The organism is Tianweitania aestuarii (genome assembly GCF_018457165.1).
GTDB lineage: Bacteria > Pseudomonadota > Alphaproteobacteria > Rhizobiales > Rhizobiaceae > Tianweitania > Tianweitania aestuarii.
The window spans coordinates 46,783-66,289 of sequence record NZ_JAFMNX010000004.1; the positions used below are offsets into that span (position 1 = coordinate 46,783).

The 19,507-nt window shown below is 62.3% G+C and carries 18 protein-coding genes; 14 read left to right on the forward strand and 4 right to left on the reverse strand.

Annotated features, from left to right (window positions below; translation table 11 throughout):
• Positions 1-45 precede the first annotated feature (45 nt).
• Genes JYU29_RS14960 through JYU29_RS14980 form a run of 5 tightly spaced genes read left to right on the forward strand, consistent with a single transcriptional unit; the run spans position 46 to position 5,378 of the window.
• Positions 46-939 (forward strand): isocitrate lyase/PEP mutase family protein, encoded by an 894-nt coding sequence (locus JYU29_RS14960; protein ID WP_213985654.1) that lies wholly within the window; start codon positions 46-48, stop codon positions 937-939.
• Positions 940-991: 52 nt separating this feature from the next.
• On the forward strand, positions 992-2,392 hold the full coding sequence (locus JYU29_RS14965) for an FAD-dependent oxidoreductase (RefSeq protein ID WP_213985655.1): 1,401 nt from the start codon (positions 992-994) through the stop codon (positions 2,390-2,392).
• A gap of 31 nt (positions 2,393-2,423) precedes the next feature.
• A complete protein-coding gene (locus JYU29_RS14970; RefSeq protein ID WP_213985656.1) occupies positions 2,424-3,197 on the forward strand; it encodes an aspartate/glutamate racemase family protein in 774 nt (257 codons plus the stop codon).
• Positions 3,194-3,970: an aspartate/glutamate racemase family protein gene (locus JYU29_RS14975; protein ID WP_213985657.1), complete on the forward strand. Its 777-nt coding sequence runs from the start codon at positions 3,194-3,196 to the stop codon at positions 3,968-3,970. Before JYU29_RS14970 ends, JYU29_RS14975 begins: the two co-directional genes overlap by 4 nt.
• A gap of 4 nt (positions 3,971-3,974) precedes the next feature.
• Positions 3,975-5,378 carry an MmgE/PrpD family protein gene (locus JYU29_RS14980; RefSeq protein WP_213985658.1) on the forward strand — a complete coding sequence of 468 codons (1,404 nt, stop codon included), beginning with the start codon at positions 3,975-3,977 and terminating at the stop codon, positions 5,376-5,378.
• 8 nt (positions 5,379-5,386) lie between these two features.
• Here JYU29_RS14980 and JYU29_RS14985 read toward each other — a convergent pair whose 3' ends face one another.
• The 3 genes from JYU29_RS14985 to JYU29_RS14995 form a co-directional block, all read right to left on the reverse strand.
• Positions 5,387-6,154: a GntR family transcriptional regulator gene (locus JYU29_RS14985; protein WP_213985659.1), complete on the reverse strand. Its 768-nt coding sequence runs from the start codon at positions 6,152-6,154 to the stop codon at positions 5,387-5,389.
• A 45-nt stretch (positions 6,155-6,199) separates the two neighbouring features.
• The gene (locus JYU29_RS14990; RefSeq protein WP_213985660.1) at positions 6,200-7,132 is read right to left on the reverse strand and encodes a 3-hydroxyacyl-CoA dehydrogenase NAD-binding domain-containing protein; all 933 of its coding nucleotides are present in this window, start codon (positions 7,130-7,132) and stop codon (positions 6,200-6,202) included.
• Between the two features lie 166 nt (positions 7,133-7,298).
• Entirely contained in the window at positions 7,299-8,138 is an 840-nt protein-coding gene (locus JYU29_RS14995) for a type 1 glutamine amidotransferase (protein WP_213985661.1), read from the reverse strand.
• A 263-nt stretch (positions 8,139-8,401) separates the two neighbouring features.
• Between JYU29_RS14995 and JYU29_RS15000 the strand changes: the two genes are divergently transcribed.
• The 9 genes from JYU29_RS15000 to JYU29_RS15040 all read left to right on the forward strand — a co-directional run bounded on the left by JYU29_RS15000 (position 8,402) and on the right by JYU29_RS15040 (position 18,661).
• Positions 8,402-9,661: an arsenic transporter gene (locus tag JYU29_RS15000; protein WP_213985662.1), complete on the forward strand. Its 1,260-nt coding sequence runs from the start codon at positions 8,402-8,404 to the stop codon at positions 9,659-9,661.
• A gap of 195 nt (positions 9,662-9,856) precedes the next feature.
• On the forward strand, positions 9,857-10,840 hold the full coding sequence (locus JYU29_RS15005) for an ABC transporter permease (RefSeq protein ID WP_213985663.1): 984 nt from the start codon (positions 9,857-9,859) through the stop codon (positions 10,838-10,840).
• 70 nt (positions 10,841-10,910) lie between these two features.
• On the forward strand, positions 10,911-11,909 hold the full coding sequence (locus JYU29_RS15010; RefSeq protein WP_213985664.1) for a substrate-binding domain-containing protein: 999 nt from the start codon (positions 10,911-10,913) through the stop codon (positions 11,907-11,909).
• A 113-nt stretch (positions 11,910-12,022) separates the two neighbouring features.
• On the forward strand, positions 12,023-13,621 hold the full coding sequence (locus JYU29_RS15015; protein ID WP_213985665.1) for a sugar ABC transporter ATP-binding protein: 1,599 nt from the start codon (positions 12,023-12,025) through the stop codon (positions 13,619-13,621).
• A complete protein-coding gene (locus JYU29_RS15020) occupies positions 13,618-14,649 on the forward strand; it encodes an ABC transporter permease (protein WP_213985666.1) in 1,032 nt (343 codons plus the stop codon). The genes JYU29_RS15015 and JYU29_RS15020 overlap by 4 nt, the downstream gene beginning before the upstream one ends.
• Positions 14,650-14,804: 155 nt before the next feature.
• Entirely contained in the window at positions 14,805-15,785 is a 981-nt protein-coding gene (locus JYU29_RS15025) for a TRAP transporter substrate-binding protein (protein ID WP_213985667.1), read from the forward strand.
• A 60-nt stretch (positions 15,786-15,845) separates the two neighbouring features.
• The gene (locus JYU29_RS15030) at positions 15,846-16,406 is read left to right on the forward strand and encodes a TRAP transporter small permease (RefSeq protein WP_213985668.1); all 561 of its coding nucleotides are present in this window, start codon (positions 15,846-15,848) and stop codon (positions 16,404-16,406) included.
• Position 16,407: 1 nt separating this feature from the next.
• The gene (locus tag JYU29_RS15035) at positions 16,408-17,712 is read left to right on the forward strand and encodes a TRAP transporter large permease (protein ID WP_213985669.1); all 1,305 of its coding nucleotides are present in this window, start codon (positions 16,408-16,410) and stop codon (positions 17,710-17,712) included.
• Between the two features lie 13 nt (positions 17,713-17,725).
• Entirely contained in the window at positions 17,726-18,661 is a 936-nt protein-coding gene (locus JYU29_RS15040) for a hypothetical protein (protein WP_213985670.1), read from the forward strand.
• Between the two features lie 15 nt (positions 18,662-18,676).
• On the opposite strand, the gene JYU29_RS15045 is transcribed toward JYU29_RS15040, so the two are convergent.
• Positions 18,677-19,384: a GntR family transcriptional regulator gene (locus JYU29_RS15045; RefSeq protein WP_213985671.1), complete on the reverse strand. Its 708-nt coding sequence runs from the start codon at positions 19,382-19,384 to the stop codon at positions 18,677-18,679.
• Positions 19,385-19,507 lie beyond the last annotated feature (123 nt).

Sequence of the window (19,507 nt, forward strand, 5' to 3'; positions counted from 1 at the left end):
ACCAGCGCAATCATAGCCTCGCTTACCAACCAATTGGAGAACACCATGTCCTTAACGCGCACAAAGCGCCTGCGGCAGGCGCTTGCAGGCAAGCGAGCCGTCATGGCTCCCGGCGTAGTTGACGCCATGTATGCCCGCCTTGTCGCGGAAGCCGGCTTCGAGGCTATGTATATGACGGGTGCCGGCACTTCGGCGACGCGCCTCGGTTATCCCGATGTCGGCCTGCTCACCATGACCGAGATGGTCGACAACGCCACGCGCATTGCCGATGCCTCGGATGTGCCGCTGATTGCTGATGCCGATAACGGGTTCGGCGGGCCGCTCAATGTGCGCCGCGCGATCCAGCTTTACGAGCGCGGCGGCGTCGCCGCGATCCATCTTGAAGACCAGGTGCTGCCCAAGCGCTGCGGCCACCTTTCGGGCAAGCAGCTCATTTCCGCCGCCGACATGGTCGCCAAGGTGAAGGCTGCGGTCGATGCCCGCGTCGATCCCGATTTCGTGGTGATCGCCCGCACGGATGCCTTGTCCGTGGATGGTCGCGAAGCGGCCTTTGATCGTGCCGAAATGTATCGCGAAGCCGGTGCCGACGTGATCTTCGTGGAAAGCCCCGGCCCGGACGACCTGCCGCATGTCGCGCCGCGCTTCCCCGGTGTGCCGCTGCTTTACAACATGGCGACCTCCGGCAAGACGCCGTTCCTGAAGCGCGAGGAAATCGAGGCGCTTGGCTTCAAGCTGATCATCTACCCGAACTGGCTCCTGCTTTCGGCCATGGAAGCCGCGCGCAAGACGCTGGAGGTCCTGAAGACCGAAGAAACGATCGCATCGGTTGCGCCCAATGTGATGAGCTTCAAGGAGTTCTTCGACATGGCCCGCATGGCCGAGGTGCAGGAACTCGAAGCGCGCTACGGAACGCCGGAAAACAGCCGCACCGGTTACTAAGGCATCAAAAGGAGGCGCGCTGCGCCTCCGCCCGTTGAACAAGAGGTTGATCATGGCGCTTCTCAATCCCGAAGGCGTAACGTTCGAATTCGAAGTTCCGGTTGTGGTGGTCGGCGCGGGCGCCTGCGGCCTTGTCGCCGCTCTGGCTGCCCACGACGCCGGGCAGGCCGTCATGATCCTCGAGCGCGACGAGAACCCGACCGGCTCGACATCGCTTTCGGCGGGCCTGATCCCGGCACCCTGCACAAGGCTTCAAAGGGAGGCCGGCATCGAAGACAGCCCGGAACTCTTTGCCGCCGACATCGTCGCCAAGACGCATGACCGCACCCCGCACGATCAGGCGCTCGTGGCCGCACAAGCCGCTGGGCCGATGATCGACTGGCTGATGGACACGCACGGCGTCGAACTCGAACTGGTCACGGGCTTCCTTTATCCCGGCCATTCGCGCATGCGCATGCACGGCCCCAAGAGCCGGACGGGTGCCGATCTCGAACAAGCCTTGCTGGCAGCCGTATCCAATGCCGGCATCGACCTTATCACCGGTGCGTCCGTTGAGGACATCTATGCGGATGCTTCCGGCCGCGTGGTTGGCGTGCGTTGCCGCCGGTCTGACGGCGCAACGGAGGATCTCGGCTGCAAGGCGCTGGTTCTGGCCTCCTGCGGCTTTGCCGGCGACCCGCAGATGGTGCGCCAGTATATTCCCGAGATCGCCGACGCCGAATGCTGCGGTCATCTTTCCAACACCGGTGACGCCGTGAAGTGGGGAACGGCACTAGGTGCGGCGACGGCCGATATGGCGGGCTATCAGGGCCACGGCTCGGTTGCGCATCCGCATTCCCTGCCGCTGACCTGGGCCGTCATTACCAAGGGCGGCATTCTCCTGAACACGGCCGGTGAGCGCTTTTCCAACGAGATGCGCGGTTATTCCGAGCATGGCGCGGAAGTGGCGGCGCAGCCCGATCATGTCGCCTGGGACATCTTTGGCGCTTCGGGCCATGAGGCTGCCGAAGGGTTCTACGACTACCGCGAGATCCGCAAGCTTGGCGCCGTGAAGACGGCGAACACGCTGGGAGAACTGGCCGAAGCTACAGGACTGCCGCTCGCTTCGATCAAGGCGGAGTTCGACGCCATTGAAGAAGCGGCGCGTGAGGGCAAGCCGGATCGTTTCGGCCGTGTGTTCGTCGAGGCCGATTTGCTGAAGCCGCCGTTTTATGCGGTGAAGGTCAATGGCGCGCTGTTCCATACGCAAGGTGGATTGGTGATCGATGCGCAGGCTCGCGTTCTGCGCTCAAGCGGCGAGCCTTTGCCGAACCTGTTTGCCGGCGGTGGTGCGGCGCGCGGCGTGTCGGGCGATTCCAACTACGGCTATCTGTCCGGCAACGGACTGTTGTCGGCAACGACCTTCGGCAGGCTGGCCGGCATGAGCGCTGCTCAGGTGGCCGAAGCGGGCTGACATCCACCCCACGCAATTGAGAGGAGGAAATATGAAGAGGGTTCTGGTGATCGTGCCGTTCCCGATGGGCGAGGAGGATCTCGTTCGTCGTCAGGCGCAGATGAAGGCCGTTGATCTCGGTCCGGGTATCGAGTTCCACTACAAGGCGGTTCGGGTCGGGCCGAAGAACTATTCCAGCCAGCATGATATGGTGCTCGCCGACATCTCGATCGTCGATGCCGGGCTCGATGCAGAAAAGAACGGCTTCGATGCGGTTTGCATCGACACGATGTCGGACAGCGGCATGGCCATGCTTCGTTCGATCCTGACCATTCCGGTTATTGCGCCGGGCCGTCATGCCATGCTGGTGGCGCAGATGCTGGGCGACAAGTTCTCGATCCTGATGATGTGGGATCGCTGGAAGATGCTTTACACCAAGACGCTCGGTGAACTCGGCATGGAGCATAAATGCGCTTCCATGCGCTCTATCGGCGTGACGCCGGACAACAAGAGCCTTCTGTCCGGCAAGGAAGACGAAGTGTTTCCGCTGCTGCTTGATGCCGCGCGCAAATGCGTGGAACAGGATGGCGCGCAGGTGCTGATCCTTGGATCCACCACCATGCATGAAGCGCATGGCTGGTTGTCGAAGCAGATCGGCGTGCCGGTGATCAATCCGGGCCCACTGACCTACAAGCTCGCGTCGATCGCGCTTGATCTCAAGCTTACCCACAGCAAGGAAACCTGGCCGACGCCGCTTGCGCCCAAGCATGAGATGATCCGCGCCATCGGCGCTGCCGGGGCTTCTTATCTGGAGGGCCACTCATGACCCGCATCCTCGTGATCGTACCCTTTGCGCTCGACGCCGAAGGCATCAAGAACCGCGAAGCGCAGTCCGGCTACGTGCCGCTGCCGGCCGACTGGGAACTGACCTATCGCCCCGTGACCTGCGGCCCGACCTCCTTCATGTCGCCGCATGATTGGGGTCTGATGGACCTCGCCATCTTTGAAGCCGGCTGCAACGCGGAAGCGGAAGGCTTTGACGCCGTTTGCATCGACACGATGTCGGATAGCGGCATGATCCCGCTGCGCTCCGTTTTGTCGATCCCGGTGATCGGCGCCGGCAAGGCGTCCATGCTTTATGCTCTGACGCTTGGCGGCAAGTTCTCCGTGCTGGCGCAGTGGAAGCCCGCGCTGCCGCGTTATCGCAAGGCCATCCGCGAATATGGCTTCGACCGGCAATGCGCTTCCGTGCGCTCGTTCGACCAGCCGCCGGATTTCGCCAACCTGCTCGACGGTAAGGAAGACAAGGTGTTCCCGCGCATGCGTGATGTGGCGCTGCGGTGCATCGAGGAGGATGGCGCGGAGGTGATCTGCCTGGGTTCCACCACCATGCACCAGGCCGGCGAATACCTGGCCGCCAACCTGCCGGTGCCGGTCGTCAATCCCGGTCCGCTGACCTACAAGCTGATGGAAACCTTCCTGGCGCTGGGCCTCACCCATGGCCGCGATGTGTACCCGGCGCCGGTTGAAAGCCGGATCGACATGGTCCACGCGATGATGAAGGCGGGTGCAGCTGCGGAGAATGCGGCGAAGGGCTGAGCCTTTGACCAACGCCGCCCATCAGCTCGCGGTTGCGGCCGCGGGCACGCATTTCGGGCAAGCCCCTCGCCAGGTGCGGGCGGCTTACCGCGACTTCATGTTCGATACGGTCGCGGTGATGGTGGCCGGCGCGGCGCATCCATCGCTGGCGCAAGCGCGGACCACCTTCAAGGCGTCCGCGGGAAGGGGACGGGCGTCGGTGGCCGGTTTCCACGAAGGCGCGCCGGTCGGCGTTGCCGGGCTCATCAACGGTGCCGCCATGACGGTGCTTCAGTTGCAGGATGGACACCGGCGTGCCCGGGGCCATCCGATGAGCCATGTTTTGCCGGCGGCTCTCGCGGTTGCCGAAGACACAGGCGCATCGGCAACCGCGTTCCTCGATGCGGTAATGGCTGGCTACGAAGTTTCAACGAGGATCGGCGCGTCGCTGGGCGGCATGCAGCCGCTGTTGCACGATACCGGCACCTTCGGCTGCATCGGTGCAGCGGTTGCTGCCGCGCATCTGTTCGGCCGCGATCGGGATGAAGCGGAACGGATAGCGCTGATCGAGGCCGCGATCGGCAATTCGGCGGCCGTTGCGCTGTTTCCGTTCCGCGACACCTGCATGGAAGGTGCCGGTGTCCACCACCTGTTCGTCGGCCTCGGCGTTCAGAACGGTCTCAACGCAGCATTTGGTGCCTTGGCAGGACTCAACCCGTCTATCGGCACGCTCGAGCGCTTCTTCGGCCCACGTGCCGGCGAGGCTTTCGATCCGTCGCTGCTGGTCGACGGCATCGGCGACGATGGGCAATGGGATCGCTTCGAGATCATGGCGGCCTATCTGAAGTGGCACCCTGTGTGCGCGCATCTCGGTCCGATGGTGGACTGCCTTGAAATACTGCGCGCACGGTTGGGCAGGTTTGATCCGTCGGCGCTCGTCGAGGTGCGTATCGAAACCTATGCCACCGCGCTGGACTACGACGCTCCTGATCCGAAGAGCGATCTCGCAGCGCGCTTCAGCTTCCGGCATGCCGCAGCACTCGCCATCTGCTTTGGCCCGCTGGCGCATGACGGCTTTTCGCCTGAACGGCTTCACCGCTCTCAGGTCACCGATGTTGCAGCAAAGGTCACACTCCATGCAGCTGGCGATCTAAACGCGCTTTACCCGGCCAACCGCCCGGCACGCGTGGTTCTCGTTTTCTCGGACGGTACAACCGAGACGGCGCAAGTGCTGGTGCCGAAAGGCGATGGCGCCTTGGCGCTGACCCGCGACGATGTCGACCGGAAAGCCGCCAAGCTGATGGGATCGATCTGGAGCCCGGATCATCAGCTTGAGCTTCGGCACCTGATCAACAGTGTTGAAGGCAACTCTGCGTCGACGCTTCCCGTCGATCTCGGGCAGGCGCTTCGGCAGCCGTTCGGGGTCTGACGCCGGCTTCAGTTGCCCAGAGAAAAATCTTTGCCGTCTTCGCGCTTCAGCGACACGCGGTATTCATAGCGGTCGGCGCAATAGAAGATTTCGGCCGCATAGAACGGCTTCAGCTCGGCATTGAAGAACAGCCGGTTCACCAGCATCAACGGCGCGCCGATCGGGATCTCGAGATGCTTGGCGGCATAATCGTCGGCGAGTGTGGCGGTCATGACCTGTTCGACCTGCTCGACGGAAGCGCCGGCCTCCTGAACCAGGTCGATCATGTTGGTGTTAGCCAGGTCCTGACGCTTCAGCATGCCGCCGATCTCTGGCAGGAGATAGGCGATGGAGAGCGAATACGGACGCTTGTCGAGCAGGCGCACGCGCACGGCGCGCACCAGTTCGGTGGCCTGTTCCACGCCCATTTGCGCGCAGATGCGCGGCGGGGCTTCGCCACGATCAAGGCTGATCACCTTGAGCCGCGTGCTTTTGCCGACATCGTTGAGATAGCTGAACAGGCCGTTGACGTTGGATACGACGGCGCGATTGAACTCGTTGTCCTTGGTGCGATCCGTGACAAAGGTGCCGCGCCCGCGCGTGCGCGTGACCAGCCGCTCGGCGGTCAGCATTTCCATTGCGCGGCGTATGGTGATGCGGCTGACGGAGAAGCTTTCCGACAGCTCCGCTTCGCTTGGGATCGCGCGATCAGCGGGATAATAACCCTTCACGATCCGCTCGCGCAAAACCGCATAGATGCGGTGATAAAGCGGCGTCGGAGAATGCACTTCAACCATGATGTCTTTCCAGAAAACCGCGGATGGCAGCGAAGTTGGATGGGACTAGGAGCGTTTGCCCCATAGCGCCTGCTGCACGGCGATGAGGCCGCTGTCGCGCGCAGCTTCGAGATCGCGGATCGAGCGACCGCGCGCTTCCGCTTCGATGCCGTCCACCAGTTTCGCCTGCGTCGCCGCATCAAGCGTGGGGTGGCCGAGATCTTGCCAGCGGCGTTCCTGGCTGGGGCCGAGATGGGCGAGGTAATGGCCGATCCCGCCGTCACCGCCGCCCAAATGATAAGCCATGTGCGAGCCCATCACGGACCAGCGCAGACCCGGTCCGTAAACAAGTGCCGCGTCGATGTCTTCCACCTCGGCAATGTCTTGCGCCACCATGTTCACCGCTTCGCGCCAAAGCGCGGACGACAGGCGATTGGCGATGTGGCCGACCGCTTCGCGCTTCAAGCGAACGGGATGACGACCGAGCGCGCGGTAGAAGGAAGCCGCTTCTGCCAGCCGTGTTGGATCACTGCCGAACAGTTCCACCAGCGGCATCAGATGCGGTGGATTGAAGGGATGGGCGGTGATCAGTCGCGACGGGTTCGTCATGTCGGCGCTGAGATCGGACCAGACGAGCGACGATGTGCTGGATGCGATGGTAATATCGGCTGGCGCAGCAGCCTCGATCGAAGCGTAGATCTCGCGTTTCAGCGCGATCTTTTCCGGCACGTTCTCCTGAACGAAGCAGCAATCCGTCACTGCGTCGACGAGGCTTTGTGCCAGCGTCACCGTGCCGGCGTCGAGAAGATCCGGCGCAATTTCCCCGATCTGCGTCCGGGCCACCGCAATCCTTGCCTGCAATCCAGCGCGCGCCGCTTCCACCGGTTCGTATAGCGCGACATCATGGCCATAGGCTGTGAACAGGGCCGCCCAGCTGATGCCGATCAGTCCCCCGCCGACAACCGCGACGGGTCCGCTCGCCGTTCCTCGATCCGTCATGATGTCAACCTGCTCCATCCCCTTATCGAGCATTCCCATGACCGGCAGCGGAGGTCAACATAGGTTATAACTATATGTCTTTCATATCATTTGCGCCCACAAGCTTCCGCCAAGGTACCGCAAGCAAAGTGCGCAAGTCTGCGCTTGTGCTGTTAAGCGTGATGCTTCAGCCACGCTGGCTGATGAACGCGAGGAAGTTACGCAATTCCAGGGTTCGGCGATCCGCGTCCGTTGTTTCAGGATCGAGACCGAGCTGCCAGGCAAGGTCGCTTCGCTTCGGGTTGCGATCCAGCTCTTCCAGCTTCTGAGCATGCGCTTCCACAGCGGCTTGGTCGGATGCAAGGCCTTCTTTGACGAGGTCTTCGCTTTGCCGGCGCAACGACGCGGCGATCTCGCCGAGTGTGATCTCGGGATGATATTGCACGCCCCAGAAGACGCCGTTGCCATGCCGGATCTCGAGCGCTTCCACCGGCGTATGCCGGTTGCTTGCCAGCAAGGTCGAACCCGTCGGCAGGGTCTTGATCACGCTGGAATGCATGGCGGGAGCATCGAACACGGCAGGCCTGCCGGCAAGCATGGGATGCTTCTGGCCTTCGCTCGTCATGACGATGTCGCGTGCAAAGGCTGCTTCCATTCCGTTCGAGCGCGGTCCGGTCTTGCCGCCGGCCGCAACGGCCGCGATCTGCAAGCCTGCGCATGAGCCAAAGGACGGCGTGCCGGCATCGAACACTTTTTGCATGAAGCGGGTAGCGGCGCGGCTTTCGAAGCTTTCCTTGTGCATCTGGATCGGCGATCCGGCAAAGAAGATCCCATCGAAGCGGCCGACCTCATCCCCTGTCAGCGGATCGACCTGATCGACGCAGGACACGGTTTGGATCTCCGCACCGTCGTGCAGCGCACGCAGCGTTTCTGCGTAGCTTTCGTGGGAGGCGGAGCCGGCATATTTGCGCCGAGCCTCGCATTGTTCGGCGGTTTCGGTTGCAACAACAAGAAGACGAAGAGGCACGGTGATCCGATCGGATTGTGAAGGAGCGAGACCAATCCTCATCACGCCAAATCGTTCAAACACGAAGACGGGATACTGCCATCTCGCGACGTAACATGAATGGAGCATTGTAGGCGAGATTGCACGAATGGCTGCTGCCATGATCAGCTCTGCCATTGCCGGCATGATTGGTGCGCGCTACGGCTCTTCCGCCGCTCACTTCAGCGTTTGACGCCAGAGGTCGTGACGGCACCTTTCTCTGCCGCGAGCCGGGCTTCCCGAACATGTCTTTCAGCGTGAACACTGCCACCTGGGTGCTGAGCGCCTTGACCGTCGCGGGCGTCATCTTTCGGCCGATGCGGGTGCCGGAATGGGTTTTCGCGGCCGGTGGCGCGGTTCTGCTCGTGGGGCTTGGACTTCTGCCCTGGCGTGAAGCCTTGCACGGCGTCGAGGAGGGTGGAGATGTCTACATGTTCCTCGCCGGCATGATGTTGCTGGCTGAAACGGCGCGGCGCGAAGGCCTGTTCGACACTTTGGCGGCGCATGCGGCGCGCATGGCAAAAGGATCGCCGCATCGCCTGTTCACCTTGATCTTTCTGATCGGGACACTGGTGACGGTGTTCCTGTCGAACGATGCGACGGCCGTGGTGCTGACGCCGGCCGTGATTGCCGTGACCCGTGCCGCCCGCGTGTCCTCACCCATCCCTTATCTTCTGATCTGCGCCTTCGTGGCGAACGCTGCTTCCTTTGTGCTGCCGATCTCCAACCCGGCCAATCTGGTGGTGTTTGGACAGGACATGCCTGCGCTCCAGGATTGGCTCGCGCGCTTTTCGCTTCCCTCGGTGCTGGCCCTTGCAGCCACTTTCTTCGTGCTTCGCTGGACGCAAGATGCCGACCTGAAAGGAAGAACCAGCACCGACATCGCCATTCCCCGGCTGTCGGCAGGTGGCCGCATTGCCGCATTTGGGTTGGTGGCGGCTGCGTTCGTGCTTTTGGGCTGTTCGGCGCTGGGCCTATCGCTTGGCCTGCCGACGCTCGCTGCCGGTTTGTTGACGGGGTTCGCCGTGATGCTTGCCGAACGCTCAAGCCCTTTGCCGCTGATCAAGGAAATCTCCTGGGATACGCTGGTGCTCGTTGCAGGCTTGTTCGTGATCGTGCGCGCGCTGGAACTGAGCGGCCTTCAGACGGTACTGGTGCAAGCCTTGCAGGAACCGCTGAATGATGCACCGCGTGTCGGCGCGCTTCTGGCCGGCGCTGTCGTGGCCTTTGGAACCAACCTCACCAACAACCTGCCGCTCGGCCTGCTCGCAGGCGCCTTCACCACGGCTGCCGATCTGCCGCAAAGGGTCGTCGATGGCATCCTGATCGGGGTTAATCTCGGCCCCAATCTTTCCGTGACGGGCTCCCTGGCGACCATTCTCTGGCTGACGGCGTTGCGTCGTCAAGGACTGTCTTTCAGCACCTGGCGCTTTCTGAAGCTCGGCTTTGTTGTTATGCCGCCCGCCTTGCTGCTCGCTCTGATGGCGGTGGTTTTCCAGCCGTAAGTCCAAGGTTACCAGGCGGCTGTTGCTAGGATTTCCTGTTGGCCAAGGAGACCAGCCTGTGGATAGGCTTCGCGCGAGTTTACCTATTTCAGCTTGAGTTTGACATATGTCGAGCTAAAGGTAGCTTCGGCGTTCGGGAGGCGGGGAGTGGCCCTTCGGGGACAATCGACGACCGAACGGTGTGGGAGGAAGCGTATGAACAGGCAACTGGACGGCCAACTCGGCTTTTTGGTCGGGGTCAACGTGTTGATCCTCGCCGCAGCACTGGTGTTCGTCGGCGGTTCCTTCGTCAACCTGTTCAACTTCCAGTCCATGGGTGCGCAGGTGCCCGAACTCGGCCTTCTGTCGCTCGGCGTCATGCTGGCGATGATTTCGGGCAATGGCGGTATCGATCTGTCCGGCATCGCGCTGGCCAACCTGTCCGGCGTCATGGCCGTGCTGCTTGTGCCGCTGATGGTTTCGCCTGACGCCGCGCCGGTGGCTTACACGCTGAGCTTCGCCTTTGTGGCGCTCGTTGCCGGCTGTCTAGGCGGTGCGCTCAACGGCCTGCTTATCGGCTATGCCGGTTTGACACCCATCATCGCGACGCTCGGAACGCAGCTGCTGTTTACCGGCATCGCCGTCGGTTTGACCGGCGGTTCGGCTGAAACGCTGGGCTATATCGTGCCCATGGACGATTTCGGCAACATGCCGTTCTGGGGCGTGCCGCTGCCCTTTGCCCTTTTCATCGCCGTGGCGTCGCTTCTTGCCGTGATCCTGCGCTTCGCCGGTTTCGGCAAGCGCCTGTTTCTGCTGGGCAGCAATCCGACGGCAGCCTTTTTCGCCGGCATTCCCGTGCGCCGCATGTTGTTCACCACCTATATGCTGGCCGGCGTGCTGGCGTCCGTCGCGGGCTTCATCATCGCCGCGCGCACATCGAGCGTGAAATGGGATTACGGCACGTCCTATGTGCTGGTGGCGATCCTTGTGGTGGTGATGGCGGGCGTGCGCCCGGCCGGCGGCTATGGGCGCGTGATCTGCGTGGTTCTGTCGGCGATCGCGCTGCAGATGTTGTCCAGCCTGTTCAACTTCATGAGCATTTCCAACTTCTTCCGCGATTGCGCCTGGGGCCTGCTGCTGCTGCTTTTCCTTGCATCGGCGCGCATCGACCTGACGCCTTACCGACGCGTGCGGAGCTGAAGAACCATCCGCCGCGCACGCCCTCATGCGCAGCGGCCATCGTCGAGGGATCAAGGGAGGAACCCCAAACATGCGTAAACTAGCAACTCTTCTTGGCAGCGCCGCCATGTGCGCCCTGCTTGCCACCCCGCTGTTTGCCCAGGAAGGCAACAACAGCATCGTGACCGTGGTGAAGGTGACCGGCGAAAACTGGTTCACCCGCATGGAAGAAGGCGTCAAAGCCTTCGGCGAAGACCATAAGGATGTCACGACCCGTCAGGTCGGTCCGGCAAAGGCCGATGCGGCCCAGCAGGCCGCCATTGTGCAGGACCTGATTGCCCAGGGCGTTGGCGCCATCGCCATCGTGCCGATGGACCCATCTTCGCTGGAAGGCGTGTTGCGGCGCGCACAGGGTCGCGGCATCAAGGTCATCACCCATGAAGCCGACAGCCTCCAGAACACGCTGGTCGACCTCGAAGCCTTCGACAACACCGCCTTCGGTGCCCACTTCAACGAACAGCTCGCCACCTGCATGGACGGCAAGGGCAAGTGGACGTCCTTCGTGGGATCGCTCGGCAGCCTGACCCATGTGCAATGGGCTGACGGCGGTGCGGAGAACGCAAAGAAGCATCCGGAAATGGAGCTCGTTTCGCCGAAGAACGAGTCCTTCAACGATGCCAACCGCGCTTACACGCTCGCAAAGGAAATCCTGCGCGCTCATCCCGACATCAAGGGCTTCCAGGGCGGTTCGGCCATCGACGTCATTGGCATCGGCCGCGCGGTCGAGGAAGCCGGTCTCGCCGACAAGACCTGTGTGATCGGCCTCGGCCTGCCGAAGGACACCGGTCCGTATCTCGAATCCGGCGCCGTCGACAGCATCTCCTTCTGGGATCCCAAGGATGCCGGTTACGTCATGAACATCCTGGCCGACAAGGTTCTGAAGGGTGAGGAAATCACCGACGGAATGGATCTCGGCGTGTCCGGCTACAACAAGGTCGCCGTCACCAAAGGTCCGGGCGAGGGCGTGATCGTGCGCGGCCAGGCTTGGGTCGACGTCACCAAGGACAACTACAAGGACTATCCGTTCTGATCGGCTGACCAACAGCAAACGGGGGTCAGGGCGGCGCAACGTCGTCCTGACCTTTCCCTTCCTGATCGCAGCGCCACCAAACGCTGCTGCAAGCATTACGCAGGACCAAGACCATGGAGCTCGACGCCAAGAGCCCGCCCGCCGCGGCCCCAGGTCAGCAGCGCGCCGGATCGACGCCCTTTCTTGAAGTGCGCAACCTTCATAAGCGCTATGGCGGCGTGCATGCGCTGCGCGGCGTGAGCTTTTCCATTGAACGCGGCCAGACCTATCATCTCCTTGGCGAGAACGGCTGCGGAAAATCGACCCTGATCAAGATCCTTTCCGGCGCGCAAGCGTCCAGCGAAGGCGAGCTTGTGATCGACGGGACCGTTCAAACCGAACTCGATCCGATCCGCGCGCTTCAGGCCGGCATCGAAACCGTTTACCAGGACCTGTCGCTCCTTCCGAACCTTTCGGTCGAGGAGAATATCGGCCTGACCCGGCAGTTGGTTGAAGGCAATGGCCGCTTGTTTCGACCGCTGCATGGCCGCCGTTTGCGCGAAACCGCCAAGAGCGCGCTCGCCAAGGTCGGTCTGCCCAACGACAACCATTTCCTGACCAAGCGCATCGAGGACCTGCCGATCGCCACGCGCCAGCTTGTGGCGATTGCGCGCGCCATTGCCGGCAAGGCCGGCCTCGTGATCATGGATGAGCCGACCACCTCGCTGACGCGCCGCGAGGTCGAGAACCTGATCTCGGTCGTGCGCACGCTTCATGCTGATGGCGTGTCCGTCCTGTTCGTCACGCACAAGCTTGATGAGTGCAAGGAGATCGGCGGCCGCGCCCTTGTGATGCGCGACGGTGAGATGGTGCGCGAATGCGACATCGGGGAAGCCAGCAAGCGCGAGCTTGGCCAGTGGATGACCGGTCGCGAACTGGAAGAAGGCCGCTATCGCGACAACCCGAAGCTTGGCGACACGCTTTTGCAGGTCGCAGACCTCAGCCGCGCCGGACACTTCGCAAACATCTCGTTCTCGGTCGCCAAAGGAGAGATCCTCGGCATTACCGGCCTGCTGGATTCCGGCCGCAACGAGCTGGCGCTGGCGCTGGCTGGCGTTGTGCCGGCAGATCGCGGTGAGATAAGGCTGAGCGGCGAGCGCCTTTCGCTTTCCGATCCTGCGTCCGCCAATGCGGCCGGCATCGGCTATGTCCCGGAAGACCGTCTGACCGAAGGTCTGTTTCTGGAAAAGCCGATCGAGGACAATGTCGTCATGGCAATCCTCGACCGGCTGCGCAACAAGCTCGGCCTGGTGGATCGCAACAAGAGCGCGTCCGTTGCCGGCAAGCTGATGAGCGACCTCAAGGTGGTCGCGCCCAACATCAAGGCGCCGGTGCAATCCTTGTCAGGTGGCAACCAGCAGCGCGTGCTGATCGGCCGATGGCTCGCGATCGAGCCGCGCCTCCTGATCCTGCATGGTCCAACCGTCGGTGTGGATGTGGGCTCCAAGGACACGATCTTCCGCATCATCCAGGGGCTTGCCGATACGGGCATGGCGGTGATCCTGATCAGCGACGATCTGCCGGAACTGCTGCAGAACTGCGACCGGGTCGCCGTGATGGAGAAGGGCCGGGTCGTGGCAACGAAGACCGCCGAAAGCCTGAGCGAAACCGCACTCTACGAACTGATGGGTGCCGCGGCCCGCACGAGCGACGCGGCGGAGACGAGAGCATGAGCCTGTCTGTTACAGCCAACGACGAAGGCCGCCGCGCCGGGTTTGCAAAACGCATCGCAGGCTTCTTCCGCCGCTATCCAGAAGCCTTCGCGGCGCTCTTGATCCTGATCCTGTGCATAGGCGTCGGCCTGCTCAATCCGGCCTTCTGGCAGTTGGCCAATCTGTTCGACATCCTGCGCGGTTCGGTTGTGCGTGGCTTGTTTGCGCTCGGGGTCCTCATGGTGCTGGCAGCCGGCGGTCTCGATGTTTCCTTCTCGGCCATCGCCGCGCTCGTGATGTATGCCGTCACCAAGGCCGTGACGCTGTTTGCGCCTGATACCGGCATGGTGCTGATCTTCATCATGTCGGCGGTTGGCGGCGCGCTGCTGGGCGCAATCAACGGCGTTCTCGTCAATGCGCTGAAGGCACCGTCGCTGATCGTCACCATCGGCACGCAATATGCCTATCGCGGCTTTCTTCTGACCTTCATCGGCACGGCGCTTTTCATGAACATCCCGCCCGCTATGGACCATTTCGGCCAGTGGAGCCTGATGTCGCGCACGGCCGAAAACGGCTTCACCGTGCAGCTGCCGGGGTTTGTGCTGGTTCTGGCGGTCGCTGCACTCGCCACCTGGGCCATGCTGCGCTTCACCCTGATTGGGCGCGCCGTTTACGCTGTCGGCGGCCGGCCTGACATCGCCGAGCGCCTGGGTTACCGCGTGTCCAGCGTGCAGCTTTTCGTGTTTGCTTGGGCCGGCATGTTGGCGGGGGTTGCCGGCATCATCCATGTGTCGAGCAACCGTCTCGCCAACCCTTTCGACCTTGCCGGCATCGAACTGTCGGTGATTGCCGCCGTGATCCTTGGTGGCGCGCGGATCACCGGCGGCTCAGGGTCCGTGCTCGGCACGCTGCTTGGCGTGGTTCTGATCACGCTGGTCAGCAATGTGCTGATCCTGATCGGCATTCCGAGCGCTTGGCAGACCGCGATCCTCGGCCTCTTCATCCTGAGCGCCGGCGTGTTCTTTGTTTTGCAGAAGCGCTGGAGCTGATCGGAGCGGCACTGATGCAGTCATCCCAAGTGGATGACGCTTGATCAGCCGTTGACAAGGCTCGGGGCGGCGCGGCAACCTTCGCTATTCATTGGGGAACGGTTCAAAAGCTGGGTCGCATCAAGCAGGCCCGTGAACCAGATTGGGGATATATCATGATGCATCTCGTTCGTTCGGGCTTCGTCGGCGCGCTGCTCGCCGCGGGCGTGACCACCTCGGCTTTCGCGCAAACCGCGTGGGACATGCCGACGCCTTATGGCGACGGGATCTTCCACACGCAGAACATCCGTGAGTTTGCCGACGATGTGAAAACGGCGACCGATGGCAATCTGGTGATCACCGTGCATTCGGCCAACTCCCTGTTTGGTCATGCGGAAATCCGCGATGCGGTGCGCGATGGTCTGGTGCCGATCGGCGAGTTCCTTCTGTCGCGCCTTGTGAACGAAGATCCGGTCTTCGGCCTCGACTCGATCCCCTTCCTTGCCTCGTCCTATGAGGAATCGACCGCTCTTTGGGATGTGTCGAAGGATGCGATCTCCGAGAAGCTGGCTGCGCAAGGCCTGACCCTGCTTTATTCCGTGCCATGGCCCGGCCAGAGCCTTTATCTGCGCAAGGAAGTCACGGATCCCAAGCAGCTCGAAGGCCTGAACTTCCGCGCCTACAATCTCGCTTCCGAGCGTCTTGCGCAGTTGCTGGGCGCCATTCCGACGCAGGTCGAGGAAACCGACGTGGCGACCGCGTTCTCCACCGGGCGCGTTGAAGCCATGATCACCTCGCCATCCACGGGCGCGAATGCAAAGGCCTGGGACTTCACATCGAACTTCATCGACGTGCAGGCCTGGCTTCCGCGCAACGTCGTGGTGGTGAACACCGAAGCCTTCGAAGCGCTGACGGATGCGGAGCGCAAAGCGCTCACCGACGCTGCAGCTACCGCACAAACGCGCGGGCTCGAAATGTCGAAGGAAGAAACCGCCGCAAAGATCGCCGAGCTTGAAAAGGGCGGCATGAAGATCTCCAAGCCGAGTGAAGCTTTGTCGGCCAAGCTCAAGGAGGTCGGCGAGACGATGACCACCGAATGGCAGGCAAAGGCCGGCGATACGGGCAAGGCGATCATCGAAGCCTACCGCAACCGCTAAAACCAGCACGGGTGGGCCGAACAAGCCCACCCTTTTCTTTGGTCTCAGGAATATCTCACCATGCGCAAGGCTCTTGATGCCCTGTACGGAGCAGCCTTGTTTGGCGCCTGCATGTCCATGCTTGTGATCGCGGTGCTCGTGTTCATCCAGGTGCTGGCGCGCGTCGTGGACTGGTTCGTCCAGCTTCTCGGCATGGCCCGCTTCGGCTTCATCATTCCGTCGCTGGCCGAGATCGGCGGCTTTCTGTTTGTCGCCGCGTCGTTTCTGGCTCTGCCGGCGGCTCTGCGGGCGGCAGGGCATGTGCGCGTGACGCTTGTGCTTCGCTTTCTCAATCCAGCTGCCGACAAGGCGTTGACCGCCCTGGTGCTGGTTGTCGCGCTCGGGCTGACCGTATTTGCGGCTTGGGCTCTCGGCGTTCAGGCCTCAGCATCGCTGCAACGCGGTTCGGTGTCCTACGGCATCATCGCCATTCCCCTTTGGCTGCCGCAGGCCGTGATGACGCTCGGCGTCGTGATCTTTGCCGTCGCCATCCTGGATGAGTTGATCACGCTCCTGAAAGGTCATGAGCCGACTTTCCGCCATGTGGAGCGCACCCGCGAAGCCACGGAAGGAGGCCACTGACATGGAGATCGGCCTTCTTTCGCTTGTTCTCGTGGTTGTCTTGTTCGGCCTGCTTCTGGCCGGCCTTTGGGTTGGCTTCGCACTGCTGGCAGTTGGCCTCGTTGCCATGGAAGTCGCGACCTCGGCGCCGGTCGCATCGGTGTTTGCCCGCCGTGTCTGGGGCTCGATGAACAGCTGGGACTTGACCGCGCTTCCCATGTTCATCTGGATGGGCGAGCTTCTTTTCCGCTCGCGCCTCTCGTCCGACATGTTTGCGGGGCTGGCGCCCTTCACGCGCCGCCTGCCGGGCCGGCTGCTGCACGTCAACGTCTTCGGTTGCGCGCTGTTTGCCTGCGTGTCCGGCTCTTCCGCCGCGACCACCGCTACGGTGGGGCGCATGTCGCTGCCCGAACTCAAGCGGCGCGGCTATGATCCGAGCATGGCGATGGGCACGCTGGCCGGGTCAGGGACGTTCGGCTTTCTCATTCCGCCGTCGATCATCATGATCGTTTATGGCGCGGCAACCGAACAAAGCATTTCGCGCCTGTTTCTGGCAGGCATCGGCCCCGGCCTTTTGCTGGCGGTGCTGTTCTGCTCCTACATCGCTATCTGGGCCACGCTCAACAAGAAGCGCATGCCGCCGGCCGAACCTGCGCCGACATGGGGCGAGCGCTTCGCGGCCTTGCGCCTGCTTGCGCCGACCCTGCTTCTGATCGTGGCCGTTATCGGATCGATCTATGCCGGCTTTGCGTCACCAACGGAAGCCGCCGTGATCGGCGTCGCCGGCGCCTTGGCGATCGCGGGGATCAGCGGCGGGCTCGATCGTCAGGGCTTCGTCGCGTCCTTGACGGGTGCTGCGATCACCAGCTGCATGATCGCCTTCATTCTTGCCGGCGCATCCTTCCTGACCGTTGCCATGGGTTTTACCGGAATCCCCCGCATTCTGGCTGCCTGGATCGGTGAGCAGGGCTTTTCGCAATATGCGCTTCTGGCCGTGCTCATGGTGTTCTTCATCGTCATTGGCTGCTTCCTGGACGGCATTTCCATCGTGGTTCTCACCACATCGGTGATCCTGCCCATGGTGCTGGCTGCCGGTATCGATCCCATCTGGTTCGGTATCTTCCTGGTGCTTGCCGTCGAGATGAGCCAGATCACGCCGCCGGTCGGCTTCAACCTGTTCGTGATCCAGTCGATCACCGGCCGCAACATCTTCGAGATCGCCTGGTTCGCGCTGCCGTTTTTCCTGCTCATGGTGCTGGCAACGACCATCCTCACGCTCTTTCCGCAAATCGCCTTGTGGCTGCCGAACACGATGATGAGCAATTAGCACCGGTCTGACCATGCGCCTTTTCGCGTGGCTGTCGCGCAACGGGCGGCTGATGCTGCTCGGCGGCTTGGGCGCAGGCATTGCCTCGCCCGAGCTTGCAACCGCCTTGCGCCCTGCCATCGCGCCGATGATCCTGGCGCTTCTGTTTCTCGCCGTGCTTCGACTGGGGCCGGAGGGGGTGCGCAGTGGCTTGAAGGGGCTGCATCGCGCAGCTTGCCTCGCCTTGCTGCTGCAGCTTGTCCTACCGCTCGGGGCGATCGCGATCTTTGCAGGCCTCGGGGTGTTGCAGCACCCGCTCGCGATCGGCGTGGTTCTGGCCTTGGCCGCATCGCCCATCACCGGCAGCGCAAACATCACCATCATGGCGGGTGGCGATCCCGCACCGGCGCTGCGCCAGATGGTGATCGGAACAGCCTTGCTGCCGTTGACCGCGATTCCCGTCTTCCTGATGGTTCCGCCCTTCGGCAGTCCTGTTGCCGTCACCCTGGCTGCAACGCGGCTGCTGCTGTTGATCCTGCTGGTGGGCGGCGTCGCGCTTGCTTTGCGACAAAGGCGGATTGTCAAGGCAAGCACGAGCGCGTTTCAGGTCATGGACGGCCTTGCCGCCGTGCTGCTTTCCCTGGTGGTGGTTGGCCTGATGTCTGCCGTTGGACCTGCCTTGCTCGGAGACTGGCCAAGCTTTGCGAAGGCGCTTGGCGCAGCGTTCGCGTTGAACTTTCCGCTGCAGATCCTTGCCGCAACGATCACCGCACGCCGCGATCCGACGAGCGCGCCGGCCATCGGCATTGTGGCCGGTAACCGCAATATCGGCCTGTTCCTGAGCGTGCTACCCGCCGCAACGGCGAATGATCTGCTCCTGTTCATCGGCTGCTTTCAAATCCCGATGTATCTGACGCCGTTTCTTTTGACCCGTTGGTATCGCAAGCTGGCGAGCCGCGATCTGAGCTGACAGGCGCAAAGTCTCCTACAAACCCAACGCAGTCTGCGCCCTTGTTGAAACACCATCTTCTCCAGTCACCTTACGGGCTGCCTGGCGATAGCTGACGATCAGGTCGTTGAACTTGCCGCCTTGAATGGCGATATGGGCGCGCATTTCGATTGCAGCAGCCTGCGCGTCGCCCTTGGCTAGCGCATCGATGATGCGGCCATGTTCGGCAAAAGAATGCGCCAGACGTCCGCGATTGTTCAGTTGCAGCCGCCGGAATGGTTTCAACCGCCGATGAAGCCGCGTTGCTTCGCCTTCGAGGAAGCGGTTGCCCGAGGCCTGGTAGATCAGGGCGTGGAATCGCTCGTTGGCGCGGTAATAGTGGCTGACATCGCCGCTATCCACCGCCTGCTTGCAGTCAACCATGGTCTTGTCGAGATCGGCCAGAAGGGGCTGCGTCACGCGTCCGGCTGCGAGCCGGCAACAAAAGGCTTCCAGCTCGGCCATGACCTCGAACATCTCGAACACTTCTTCCAAAGCGGGATAGCGCACAAAGGCGCCCCGCCGTGGTTCGAGGACCAGCAGACCGGACGCCGCCAGCGCCTGGAAGGCTTCGCGAAGTGGTGTGCGTGACACGTCGAAATGCTGGGACAGCTTGATCTCGTCGAGCCGCTCGCCTTGAGCGAACGATCCTTCGACGATCATCTGTTCCAGCTTCTCACGAACCAGATCTGAGCGGCTCACCATGGCTGCTTCCAAAGTCCAAACACGACGCTACTGCATTCTTGCATACAAGCGGCTTGACTTAAAATACAAGACTGTTCAGGTTCGCTGTGCGGTGGAGTTGGGAGGCTTCACCGCCTGGGGCAG

Bases quoted from the DNA above. Each gene is read 5' to 3' on its own strand.
- JYU29_RS15035 (WP_213985669.1), top strand. From the start codon at position 16,408: ATGGAGATCGGCCTTCTTTCGCTTGTTCTCGTGGTTGTCTTGTTCGGC.
- JYU29_RS15005 (WP_213985663.1), top strand. From the start codon at position 9,857: ATGAACAGGCAACTGGACGGCCAACTCGGCTTTTTGGTCGGGGTCAAC.
- JYU29_RS15040 (WP_213985670.1), top strand. From the start codon at position 17,726: ATGCGCCTTTTCGCGTGGCTGTCGCGCAACGGGCGGCTGATGCTGCTC.
- JYU29_RS15025 (WP_213985667.1), top strand. From the start codon at position 14,805: ATGATGCATCTCGTTCGTTCGGGCTTCGTCGGCGCGCTGCTCGCCGCG.
- JYU29_RS15020 (WP_213985666.1), top strand. From the start codon at position 13,618: ATGAGCCTGTCTGTTACAGCCAACGACGAAGGCCGCCGCGCCGGGTTT.
- JYU29_RS14985 (WP_213985659.1), bottom strand. From the start codon at position 6,154: ATGGTTGAAGTGCATTCTCCGACGCCGCTTTATCACCGCATCTATGCG.
- JYU29_RS14970 (WP_213985656.1), top strand. From the start codon at position 2,424: ATGAAGAGGGTTCTGGTGATCGTGCCGTTCCCGATGGGCGAGGAGGAT.
- JYU29_RS15010 (WP_213985664.1), top strand. From the start codon at position 10,911: ATGCGTAAACTAGCAACTCTTCTTGGCAGCGCCGCCATGTGCGCCCTG.
- JYU29_RS15000 (WP_213985662.1), top strand. From the start codon at position 8,402: ATGTCTTTCAGCGTGAACACTGCCACCTGGGTGCTGAGCGCCTTGACC.
- JYU29_RS14975 (WP_213985657.1), top strand. From the start codon at position 3,194: ATGACCCGCATCCTCGTGATCGTACCCTTTGCGCTCGACGCCGAAGGC.
- JYU29_RS14990 (WP_213985660.1), bottom strand. From the start codon at position 7,132: ATGACGGATCGAGGAACGGCGAGCGGACCCGTCGCGGTTGTCGGCGGG.
- JYU29_RS14965 (WP_213985655.1), top strand. From the start codon at position 992: ATGGCGCTTCTCAATCCCGAAGGCGTAACGTTCGAATTCGAAGTTCCG.
- JYU29_RS15030 (WP_213985668.1), top strand. From the start codon at position 15,846: ATGCGCAAGGCTCTTGATGCCCTGTACGGAGCAGCCTTGTTTGGCGCC.
- JYU29_RS14960 (WP_213985654.1), top strand. From the start codon at position 46: ATGTCCTTAACGCGCACAAAGCGCCTGCGGCAGGCGCTTGCAGGCAAG.
- JYU29_RS15015 (WP_213985665.1), top strand. From the start codon at position 12,023: ATGGAGCTCGACGCCAAGAGCCCGCCCGCCGCGGCCCCAGGTCAGCAG.
- JYU29_RS15045 (WP_213985671.1), bottom strand. From the start codon at position 19,384: ATGGTGAGCCGCTCAGATCTGGTTCGTGAGAAGCTGGAACAGATGATC.